We start from the raw sequence: 10,803 nt of genomic DNA on the forward strand, positions 1-10,803 counted from the left end.
TGGCAAAGGGGGACAAATGAAAATACAAACGGGTTGCTCAGGGAGTATTTCCCCAAGCAACAGGATATAAACCGGTGGAGCGATGATTATATTCAATCGGTCGTTGATAAATTAAATCTACGACCGAGAAAGTGTTTAGGCTGGAAAACACCTTATGAAGTTTACTTTAAAAAAGTATTGCACTTGGTTTGACAATTCAAGCCTTAAAAAAATTCGTTTAATTATGAGTTTGTCGGATTCGAGAATCCGACCTACAGCTTTGCTGTTTTCATCTCTTAAAAACAATTGATTAAATTATGGAATTATCGGATTCAAGAATCCGACTTACCTTACTATTTGCCTGCCTGCTGCCCTGCGGTATGATGTGCTTTTTTTGCGGAGTTAGTCTGATGAATAATTGTATTGCTTATGTGAACGGCGAATACTGTAAAGCCGAAGATGCCAAGATTTCCATTTTCGACCGCGGTTTTTTAATGGGCGATGCGGTTTATGAGGTGAGCGCGGTTATCAAGGGGCGTTTGATTGACAATGAGCCGCATCTTGACCGTCTGTTCCGCTCTTTGGGCGAGCTGAATATGCCCAGCCCTGCCGGTCTTGCAGAAATCATTCATATTCAAAAGGAAATTATTGCGCGCAATCAGCTGGATAACGGCGAGGTGTATTTGCAAATCACGCGCGGCAGCGGTCCCCGCGATTTTCTGATTAAGGAAGATATGCAGCCTAATTTGGTGATGTTTCCGCTGTTTTTTGATCCGCTCAATGCCGATAATCGGGGGATTGCCGTGCAAACGCTGCCCGATATCCGCTGGCTGCGCCGCGATATCAAAACAACGCAGCTGCTGGCGCAGTCGCTGGCGCGCTCGATTGCCGCACATCATGGTTTTGACGATGCTTGGATGGTTGATAGCGAGGGCTATGTAACTGAAGGCAGCGCGAATAATGCCTATATCGTCAAAGGCGACCGCATTTTTACCCGCTATGCGAATAATGAGATTCTAAACGGCATTACGCGCCGCACGATGTTCGGCATTATCAAGGAGATGGGGCTGACGGTGGTGGAGCAGGCTTTCACGCCGAGAGAGGCGATTTTGGCGGATGAGGCTTTTATTACTTCCGCCGGCAATTGGGCTACGCCTGTGGTCAATATCGACGGCGAGATGATTGGCAATGGGCAGGCAGGGGCGGTTACTTTGGAATTGCGCCGCCGCTATACTGCCGCACTTGAGCAGCTTAGCAGCGAATGAGTCAGCCGCTGGTACGTTTTTATGTCTTTGCCCATGCGCAGACGCAGGCGCGTTATCGTCTGGTCTGCCAATTGGCGGATAAGGCTTTGGCACAGGCGCAGCACGTCTTCATTCTGTGTGCGGATGAGGCGATGTGCCATGCGCTGGATGTGTATTTATGGCAGTATCCCGAGCAGGCTTTTTTGCCGCATGCCGTGGTCGGCAGCGCAGAGGCGGATGAGGCGAAGATTTTGCTTGCCGCGGCGCCGAATCGCGCCGGCGACTGCGATGTGCTGATTAATTTAAGTTTGGAAGCGCAGGCGGATATGCCGCGCACCTGTTCGCACATTTTTGAGATTGTGATTCAGGAGCCGCAGGTTTTGGCCGCCACGCGCAAACGCTATAAGCATTATCAGGAAAGAGAATTAGCGCTGGAAACGCATCATTTAAAGAGCGAATAAAAAAGCCGCTTTTACGCGGCTATTAACTCGAATGCTTATCCAAAAACTAATCCGTTTTTTCCAGAATAAAATCTTTGCGGTTGGCAGTGGTAACCGGTTTGCCGTTAGCGCCCATCAGTTCCATAAAGCCCTCACCGATACGGAATATTCTTTTACTATCCGTGCCTTGCAATTGGATATGGCTGTTATCGCTCAACCAGACGAATTTACCTTCGCTTTTCTTATCAATGTCTTCGCGTCCCAGTTCGCGTGTGCGCAAAGTGAAACTCATATCGGGTTTAATAGTGAGCATGGTCGCAATGCCTTCGCAGCCTGTACAAGGAAAAATGCCTTGATAAATGCCCGACCACTGTAATTTTTGCCGTGCATTGGCTACTTCAGCATAATTTGCACCGGGGGCAGCTGTTGTCGGAGATTTTGCCGCTTTGTTAGGATAATTCGTGCTGCTGCAAGCACTTATTACAAGGCTAAGACTTAATAATGCCGCATGGGCGATGCGTGTGTTATTTTGCATTGTTGTTCTCGATCCGGTTTTATATTGTCAGGCGTTTGTTTTCGCCCTCTGATTAGGGTGCACATCTTAGCTTTAATATGATTTAGCTGACAAGTGCGGATTTCACTTTAATTTATCTATTTTTCAACGTGTTGCACAAATACAACAAAGCCTTAAAAATAACGGTCTGTTTTTAATCGATTCTTATAGTTTGTTGTAGTCGCGAAACAGGTGCTTCATAAATTCGCGATAGTTGCGGATGCCGAGCGTCTTGCACAAATTACGGAAGGCGATATAGGTACTGTCGAAAATATTGTATTGACCGCCCAGCTGCCGCCAATACGGAGTTTTGCGCAATTTGCGCCGCACATGCGGCTTCATGCCGATTAAATACAAATCGCCGCCGTTTTCTTGCAGTCTTTGCTTTTCCGCCACCAGCATTTCAATGCCCGAAACATCAAGCAAATTCATGCCTTCTGTCAGCAAAACCACATGTTGCCAGCCGCGACCTTTGCTTAAATCCGCCAGCGTATTTTGCACATGATTGACCGCGCCGAAAAATAAAGAACCGTCTAGGCGCAATACCGTGAGTTTCACCGGTGCTACACCCTCTTCAAATACCGGTTGTACGCTGGAAAAATCTACCAAGCTCAGCAAAGGATGCGAGGTTTTTTGCAAATACAGAACTAATGACAGAATGACGCCCGCGTAAATGGCGAATTCCAGATTTAAGAATAAAGTGGAGAGGAAAGTCACCACAATAATCGAAAATTCATTGCGGCTGCTTTTGGCAATCAATTTGATATGAGAGAAATCAAAGAGATTGTAGCCTGCCAAGACGATGGTCGCCGCCATTGCCGGCAGCGGCAGATAGCGCGTTATCCAAGGGATAAAAAACAATACCGCGATAATAATCAAAGAGGTAAACAGCAATGCCAAGGGCGTGCGTGCGCCGGCATCGTAATTGATGGCGCTGCGGTTAAACGAGCCCGAGCCGACATAGCAGGAGCAGCAGCTGCCGACCAGATTCGACAAGCCCTGCCCAAAAAATTCCTGATTGCTGTCAATTCTTTGATGCGAACGAATGGCGATGGAGCGCGCAATCGAGACCGCTTCAATCAATCCCAATAATGCCAAGGCGAAGGCGGAGGGAATCATATTGGCGAATAAGCCGAAATCCAAACTCGGCAGGCCGATTTGCGGTAAAGCGGCGGGCAATGCCCCCAAACGCTCGACTTCTTTTGTGTAATCGCCTAATAAGACGCAGACAATACTGCCGACCAACATGCCGATTAGCATATGCGGATAAGACCGCTTGATGCGGCGCACTGCAATCGCGCTGCATAAGGTCGCCGCCGCTACTAAGACGCTCGGCAGATGTATATGCGGCAATTGAGCCCACAGCGCAGGCAGTTTTTCCAAAAAAGACAAACCCTGTGTGAGGCTGACCCCCAAAGCGGTGGGCAATTGGCTCATCACAATCAAAAGCCCTGCGCCGGCGGTAAAGCCGATAATCACGGTATGCGAAATAAAATTGACCAAACTGCCGAAGCGGAACAAGCCGAAAGATAATTGAATTAGCCCGACCATAAACATCAGCGATAAAGACAAGCCGATATAATGCGGACTGCCGATGACGGCATAATTGCTGACAATCCCCGGTATGACAATAGAAAGCGCCACTGTCGGCCCGCTGACCATATGCCAAGAAGAACCGAAAAAGCCGGCAATGAGTTGCACCACAATCGCGCTGTATAAACCGAATTCGGGCGGCAAACCGGCAATCATGGCGAAAGCGATGCCCTGCGGCAGCACCATCACCGCTCCTGTCAGTCCCGCCCAAAAATCATATCGAATCGTGCGTCCATTGCTGATACCCAGCCAAGCGCGCATGGCGAATAGCATGGAAAATAAGCGGATAAGGTACTGAATGGCGGCGTGTTTAATTTCTGTCCACATGTTAAGGCGGGGAAAAATAAAAGAATATGAATATGATATAGATAAAGCCGCTGCAAAGCTAGACAGAAATTGCCGCTGCTGCAAGCGGCGGCTTTTCCAGTATAATGCGCGGCTTTTTACGACGACGACATTATGCGCCTGACCGCTATCCGCCTTGCCGGATTCAAATCTTTTGCCGATAACACGGTATTCCCCGTTGATGCGCCGGTTACCGGCATCATCGGACCCAACGGCTGCGGCAAATCCAATATCATTGATGCGGTGCGCTGGGTATTGGGCGAAAGCGCGGCAAAACAATTGCGCGGACAATCGCTGACCGATGTGATTTTTGGCGGCGCCAAATCGCGCCGTGCCAGCGGCATGGCAACGGTTGCCCTGCACTTTGACAATAGCGCTGGTGCCGCCGGCGGCGCTTTTGCCGAATACGGCGAGATTGTGGTGCAGCGCCGCGTCAGCTCGGACGGCGAGTCGCATTACAGCATCAATCAGCAACGTTGCCGACGCAAAGACGTAGTCGAGCTGCTGCAAGGCACCGGCGTCGGCGCGCGCAGCTATGCCGTCATCGAACAAGGCATGGTCAGCCGCATCGTCGAATCCAAACCGGAAGAATTACGCGCCTTTATTGAAGAAGCGGCGGGCATCGGCGTGTATAAAAGTCGGCGCAAAGACAGCGAAAAGCGCATGGAGCAAACGCGCGAACATTTGGCGCGCCATGACGACCGCCTCGAGCAATTGGCGAAGCAGCGCCAGCGTTTGGGACAAGAAGCGGAAACGGCAAGGATTTATCGCGAATATCAAAGCGAACACAGCGAATTGAGCCACCGCCTTGCCAGTTGGAAAATCAACCGCCTGCAATTGCAAATCGCCCATGTGGACAAGGATTACCAACAAGAAGAACAGGCGCTTGCTGATGCGATGATTGCCGAAGAACAGGCCAATCAAGCCGCCGAAGCGGCACAGCAGCAGGCACAAGCCGCGCGTCAAGACTATGACAGGCAGCGGCAGCATCGCGAGCAGCAGCAAGCCCAGTTACGTCAACAAGAACAGCAACTGCATCAGCAACAGCAACAAGCCCAACATTTGGCGCAGCGCATTGCCGAAGCGCAAACGCGTTTGCAACGTTTTAACAGCCAATTGCAAGCCGATGACCATGAAACCCTTGCTTGGCAAGCCGACAGCGACAGCAAAAGTAGCGCGCTGAAGCAGATTGAGCAAGATATTGTGCAATATCAAGCCGCGCTCGTAGAGGCGGAACAAGCGCAGCAAAGCCGTCATGCCGCCTATGAAGAAGCGCGGCAATTGCACAACCGCCTGCAATTTCGCATCGAACGCGCCGCCCAACGCAGTCAAGAAGCCAAAGTGCGGCAAGAAAAATTGCATGAACGCTTAGGGCAGCAGCAACAGGAAGCGGGCGAGGATGAAGAGCAGCAATTTGCCTTAGAAGAAAATCAAATGGCGATAGAAAGTCTGCAAATCGCCTTAGAGCACAGCCAAGCTGCATATGAAAGCGCTCAAGAAGCGCGCGCAAGCTGTCAAGCCGCCGCCGCAAACGCCGCCGCACAATTCAGCGATACCGACAAACAATTGCAAGCGATTAAGCACCGTCTGCAAGCCCTCGCTGATTGGCTGCCGCAGCATCATAATGATGCAGATAACGGCGGCGAAGCTCTCTATCAGCGATTAACCATTAGCGCGCAATGGCAAACCGCCATCGAGCGCCATTTTGCCGCGCGCCTTAACAGCAGCATTAACCACATTCCCAATGCCGAAGGCATCTTGGCGGCGGGCAGCGCGCCTGCTGCTTGGCAAGACATCATTGACAGCCCTGCCGCTTTGGGCGCATTGCTCGCCCATCTGCAGCCTTTGGCGCAATACGATGCAGACATTGCGCGCGAACAATTGCCGGCAGGACAATATTTCCTCAGCCTTGACGGCAGTATTATCGGACAAGACGCCTATCTGCCCGCCCTCGCCCACGACAATCAAGGCTTGATGCAGCGCCTTGCCGAGCTGCAAGACTTAGAAGCCCGACAAGAAGCGCAAGAACAGCGATTAGCTGAATGCAGTGCCGAAATGGACAGCGCCGAGCAGCGTTTGATACAGGCGCGCGAGGAGGAAAAACAAGCCCAACAGACCTTATCCGCCCAAGAAAAACAATTGCAGGGACTTCAGCATCAGCAGCAGTTGCTGCGTCAAAGCGCCGAGCATCAGCGCAATTTGCGCGCCAAAGAAGCACAGGCGCGACTTGCCCTGCAAGAAGACATTGCCGCCGCCGAGCAAGTTTATCAAGATGCCCAGCAGGAACTGGCGGAAGCGCAGCGCGAAAGCGCCCATTTAAGCGATATCGGCAGCTTAGAACAGGCGCGCGACCAAGCGAATGAAGCATTGAAAAAAGCGCAAACGGCGCTGCGCGAACAGGAAAATGTCCGTCAGCAGATTGCCCAAGACATTCACACTCTGCAAACGCAAATCGAAGCGCAAAGCCGTCAACAGCAACGCTTGACCCGCGAAATTCAGGACAACCGCCGCCAAATCGAGACTTGGCAGCAGGAAGCGGAAGAATTGCAATACTTAATGGAAGAACAGCAACTCAGTCTTGAAAACAGCCGCTTAATCAATGAAGACAGCGAAGCCGCCTATCAAAGCGCCCTCGCCGCTTGGGATAGCAGCCAAATTGCCCTGCAAGACGCCAAAGAGCGGCAAAGCGCCGGTGTGCACGCGCGCCAGCTCGCCGCAGAACGTTTGGACAACCGCCATGAGCGTCTGGAGAATCTGGAAAATCAATTGCAGCAGCAATTAGCCGCCATCCAACAAGACGACCGCCCGATTATCGCTTTCGCCGCCGATGAAAAAATAGATGAAAATGCGCTCAATACGCGGATTCGCGGCTTAAAAAATGCGATGGACAAACTGGGCGCGGTCAATCTCGCCGCCGTCGAAGCCTTCGAGCAAAGCGACAGCGAATATCAAAGTCTGCACCAGCAATGCGAAGATTTGCGCAATACCCTCAATATGCTCACGCAGGCGATTGCCGTATTAGACAATGAAACGCGCAGCCGCCTCAGCAGTACCTTTGACAGCGTCAATGCCTATTTCAGCGAGTTCTTCCCCCTTCTCTTTCGTGGTGGCGAAGGCAAAATGCAATGGACAGAAGGCGATATTTTGGAAGCCGGCATCAGTTTAGTGGTACGTCCGCCGGGGAAAAAGGTTAAAAATCTCAGCGTGTTATCCGGCGGAGAAAAAGCGCTTACCGCGGTTGCCCTCGTATTTGCTTTCTTCAAACTCAATCCGGCGCCCTTCTGCCTGCTGGATGAAATCGACGCGCCGTTGGATGATGCCAATGTCGGTCGCCTCTGCGCCCTATTGCGCGAAATGTCGCTCAATACGCAATTCATCATGATTACCCACCATAAGCGCTCTATGCAGTCTTGCGACCGCCTAATCGGCGTGACCATGAGCGAACCGGGCGTATCACGTTTGGTCTCGGTCAAATTTGAAGACGTGGCAGAAAAATAAAGCCATTAAAAACATATTTTTAAAGAAACAGTTGTTTAATTTTTATCATTGTTTTTTATAGAAAATTTTATCTTTCCTCCCCATAGGCATCCACATGGGGAATTGCTATGATACCTGCAAATCATAGGAGGGAATATGTCGTCTTATCCGCATGTTATGGATGTTCAATGCCGTCCGATTGTTGACATTTCCGCCTTGGGCGCGCAGTTTGCAGCTCTCGAATTGCATTTTGCCCGCCTGCCGAGTGATTTTGATGCTCGGCATCTGCAAGTCTTTCTATGCAGTAAAAATACGGCTTCCTCTTGGCAAGCCCTGCCCATCTCAAGCGTCGCGCCGCTGGCAGACGGCGGCTATTATTTGTCTTTTGCCGCTCATGAATTTAGCGCTGCGCGCAAATACCAGTTTTTTGATGCCGATGCCTTTACCCAGCGTTCGGTTGAAGTGCAATGGCGGATACTGTGGCACGGACAAAAACTGCGCTTGCGCCTTTTGCCGCCGCGTATTTCGGCATTAGACACATTTCAAGAATACGCCTACCGCGATATACGCTATTTTCTGCATAGTCCCAATGCGTCAGAGCAAGCCGCGCCTTTGATTATCTGTCTGCATGGCGGCGGCGAAGGCGACAGCGGCGGAGAAATTCACAGTCCGCTATTGGCGGATAAGATGGCGCATTGGATGTTCGGCGCCGATATGCAGCCGTATTTCCCGGAGGCTTTTGTTCTAGTGCCGCAATGCCCGACTTATTGGCTAGATAATTTTGTTTTCAATCAGCGCCTGTGCCGCGCGGCACGCGATTACACAGCGGATTTGCAGACCATTATCGAACAAGTATTGGCATTTGAGCCCCGTATTGACCGCCGCCGCATTTATCTTATCGGCGCTTCTATGGGCGCTTATCAGTCTTTGCGTTTATTAGCTGCTGCGCCGCAGTATTTTGCCGCCGCGGCGCTGGCTTGTCCGGCGGCATTGCCCGATGCGACAGAATTTAGCAGCGACGTGCCGCTGTGGCTTGTGCATGCGCAGGGCGATACGGTCGCCCCGATTGAACCTTCGCAGCAATGGGCGCAGTCCTTGCAGGCAAGAAATTATCCGCTGCGTAGCGATTTTCCCGCAGCAGTACAGGTGCAAAATCAGGCGGTAAATGCGCACGGCGTGTATTTGATGATGTATGAAAACGCCTGCTTCGAACATGAAACGGGCATATTGGAATGGTTAAGTCAGCAAAGGAGAACATGATGAAAGCAAAAGACAATCATGCCGATACCATGGCAGTAATCTATATCGCCGTCATTGCCGCTTTGGGCGGCTTTCTATTCGGCTTCGACACGGCGGTCATCAGCGGCACGGTGGAATCGATTCGCAGCGTCGAACACGGCTTCGGCTTGAGCGAGTCGCAATTGGGCTTTGCGGTGGCGTCGGTCTTAATCGGCTCAGCAATCGGGGCTTGGTATGCAGGACTGGCGGCAGCGCGTTTCGGACGTGTGAAAGTCATGCTGATTGCCGCATTGCTGTTTTCCGTCTCGGCAATCGGTTCGGCATTGGCGGGCGGTTTATGGAGTTTTGCGCTATGGCGCTTGGTCGGCGGTGTCGGCGTCGGTATTGCGGCGGTTATCGCACCGGCTTATATCGCAGAAGTTTCGCCGGTGCATCTGCGCGGTCGCTTGGGCAGTTTGCAGCAATTGGCGATTGCTATGGGATTGCTGTTTTCTTTCATTTCCAATTATCTTTTTGCGCAGGCAAAAGGCTCTCCTAATGCCGAGCTGTGAGGCGATCTTGTCGCTTGGCGCTGGATGCTCTTAATCGAGCTGCTGCCGGTGCTGCTGTATGGCGTGACGGCGCTGAAATTGCCCGAATCGCCGCGTTATTTGGTGGCGAAAAACCGCTTGGACGAAGCGCAGGCAATTTTAATCCGCTACGGCGGCGAGCAGCAGCCGGAAGAGAAAATCCGCGAAATCCAAGCCAGTTTGGGCAATCCCGACGACATTGTGGCGATAAAAAATGTGCTGTCGCCCAAAACCTTATTCGTGCCGGTGGTTTGGGTCGGCATTTGTTTTGCCTTCGTCGCGCAATTCAGCGGTATCAATATTATTTTGTATTACGCCTCGTCCTTATGGGCGGCGGTGGGCTTCTCACAAGGTTTATCCTTCGCCGTGCCCATCGGCACAACGATTATCGGCGTCTTGATGACCGTCGTCGGCATGCTGTTGATTGACAAAATCGGGCGTAAAAAACTTCTCTTGGCAGGTTATGTCGGCATGGGCATCTCGCTATGGATAACGGGATTTATCTTTTTCTATGCCAAACAGGGTGATACGGGCTTAGTCTTAGCGCCTCATCTGTCATGGCTGGCATTGATTAGCGCGCATGTGTTCTATATTTTCTTCTGCGGCACTTGGGGACCGGCAATGTGGGTGGTCTTGGGCGAAATATTCCCGAATAAAATCCGCACCACCGCTTTAGGCATTGCCGTTTGCGCCAATTGGATCGGCAATGTCATGGTATAGTCAAGGAATTCAAAAAGAGTTACAGTTTAAACACATCTCGCCGTACTCTCTGCGCTACCTGTTAGCAGCATTACTGCACCACTTTTTCATTTCCTTGACTATAACGTGGAGCTTTCCGCCGATGCTGGCGCATTTGGGCTTGGGGCCGACTTATGTTTTCTACGGCATTTGCTGTATCGGCTCTTTCTTTATGGTCAAACGCTGGATTCCGGAAATCGGACACAAAGCATTGGAAGAAATGGATCGCCTGCTTTCTTAAATAACATAAGGCGGACAATCGCCCGCCTGATAATCAATATATAGTTAAAGAAATCAAAAAGAGTTACAAATCCACAGGAAGAAACCTTTGCAAAACCCCAAAAAGTCCTCTAAATTCCCCCAACCCAGAATTTAGAGGATTTTTCCATGAGCAGCTTCTTCTACCACTCCGCCCAAACCCTGCTCAACCAATACGCTGACCGTTTCCCCTTGCTTAAAATCACCCAACTGCTCGATTGGCAAGCCATTGAACACACTCTTGCTAGTAAAAAAGTGGCTGATTTGCGCGACCACGGCGGTCGTCCTGCTTATCCGTTGTTGCCGATGTTTCGTGCAATATTGTTGGGACAATGGCACAGTCTTTCCGATCCTGAATTAGAACGCAG

9 protein-coding genes and 1 pseudogene are annotated in these 10,803 nt (G+C 51.1%); 8 read left to right on the forward strand and 2 right to left on the reverse strand.

Going from position 1 to position 10,803, the window contains the following annotated elements; genetic code table 11:
• The 3 genes from ACJHVI_RS05365 to ACJHVI_RS05375 form a co-directional block, all read left to right on the forward strand.
• Positions 1-192, forward strand: a 192-nt coding sequence (locus tag ACJHVI_RS05365) for a transposase (RefSeq protein ID WP_483183624.1), incomplete at its 5' end; no start/stop codon positions are given.
• 197 nt (positions 193-389) lie between these two features.
• The gene (locus tag ACJHVI_RS05370; protein ID WP_483183625.1) at positions 390-1,244 is read left to right on the forward strand and encodes a D-amino-acid transaminase; all 855 of its coding nucleotides are present in this window, start codon (positions 390-392) and stop codon (positions 1,242-1,244) included.
• Positions 1,241-1,684 carry a DNA polymerase III subunit chi gene (locus ACJHVI_RS05375; RefSeq protein ID WP_483183626.1) on the forward strand — a complete coding sequence of 148 codons (444 nt, stop codon included), beginning with the start codon at positions 1,241-1,243 and terminating at the stop codon, positions 1,682-1,684. The genes ACJHVI_RS05370 and ACJHVI_RS05375 overlap by 4 nt, the downstream gene beginning before the upstream one ends.
• Before the next feature lie 46 nt (positions 1,685-1,730).
• Here the strand turns inward: ACJHVI_RS05375 and ACJHVI_RS05380 are convergent, their stop codons facing one another.
• Both ACJHVI_RS05380 and ACJHVI_RS05385 read right to left on the reverse strand, forming a co-directional pair.
• Positions 1,731-2,198, reverse strand: a complete 468-nt coding sequence (locus ACJHVI_RS05380) for a copper resistance protein NlpE (protein WP_483183627.1) — start codon at positions 2,196-2,198, stop codon at positions 1,731-1,733.
• A gap of 183 nt (positions 2,199-2,381) precedes the next feature.
• On the reverse strand, positions 2,382-4,136 hold the full coding sequence (locus ACJHVI_RS05385) for a SulP family inorganic anion transporter (RefSeq protein WP_483183628.1): 1,755 nt from the start codon (positions 4,134-4,136) through the stop codon (positions 2,382-2,384).
• 132 nt (positions 4,137-4,268) lie between these two features.
• On the opposite strand from ACJHVI_RS05385, the gene ACJHVI_RS05390 reads away from it, so the two are divergent.
• The 5 genes and pseudogenes from ACJHVI_RS05390 to ACJHVI_RS05410 all read left to right on the forward strand — a co-directional run.
• Positions 4,269-7,652 carry a chromosome segregation SMC family protein gene (locus tag ACJHVI_RS05390; RefSeq protein WP_483183629.1) on the forward strand — a complete coding sequence of 1,128 codons (3,384 nt, stop codon included), beginning with the start codon at positions 4,269-4,271 and terminating at the stop codon, positions 7,650-7,652.
• Between the two features lie 135 nt (positions 7,653-7,787).
• Positions 7,788-8,891 carry an alpha/beta fold hydrolase gene (locus ACJHVI_RS05395; RefSeq protein ID WP_483183630.1) on the forward strand — a complete coding sequence of 368 codons (1,104 nt, stop codon included), beginning with the start codon at positions 7,788-7,790 and terminating at the stop codon, positions 8,889-8,891.
• Between the two features lie 29 nt (positions 8,892-8,920).
• Positions 8,921-10,159, forward strand: a pseudogene (locus ACJHVI_RS05400) (sugar porter family MFS transporter).
• The gene (locus ACJHVI_RS05405; protein WP_483183631.1) at positions 10,146-10,418 is read left to right on the forward strand and encodes an MFS transporter; all 273 of its coding nucleotides are present in this window, start codon (positions 10,146-10,148) and stop codon (positions 10,416-10,418) included. The pseudogene ACJHVI_RS05400 and the gene ACJHVI_RS05405 overlap by 14 nt, the downstream one beginning before the upstream one ends.
• A 146-nt stretch (positions 10,419-10,564) precedes the next feature.
• Positions 10,565-10,803 (forward strand): transposase (locus tag ACJHVI_RS05410; protein ID WP_483183632.1); only part of this gene is annotated, 239 nt, incomplete at its 3' end.

It is taken from the genome of Suttonella sp. (genome assembly GCF_056855035.1).

Excerpts from the sequence above, each read along its gene's own strand:
- ACJHVI_RS05405 (WP_483183631.1), top strand. The coding sequence starts at position 10,146 with ATGTCATGGTATAGTCAAGGAATTCAAAAAGAGTTACAGTTTAAACAC.
- ACJHVI_RS05380 (WP_483183627.1), bottom strand. The coding sequence starts at position 2,198 with ATGCAAAATAACACACGCATCGCCCATGCGGCATTATTAAGTCTTAGC.
- ACJHVI_RS05385 (WP_483183628.1), bottom strand. The coding sequence starts at position 4,136 with ATGTGGACAGAAATTAAACACGCCGCCATTCAGTACCTTATCCGCTTA.
- ACJHVI_RS05395 (WP_483183630.1), top strand. The coding sequence starts at position 7,788 with ATGTCGTCTTATCCGCATGTTATGGATGTTCAATGCCGTCCGATTGTT.
- ACJHVI_RS05390 (WP_483183629.1), top strand. The coding sequence starts at position 4,269 with ATGCGCCTGACCGCTATCCGCCTTGCCGGATTCAAATCTTTTGCCGAT.
- ACJHVI_RS05375 (WP_483183626.1), top strand. The coding sequence starts at position 1,241 with ATGAGTCAGCCGCTGGTACGTTTTTATGTCTTTGCCCATGCGCAGACG.
- ACJHVI_RS05370 (WP_483183625.1), top strand. The coding sequence starts at position 390 with ATGAATAATTGTATTGCTTATGTGAACGGCGAATACTGTAAAGCCGAA.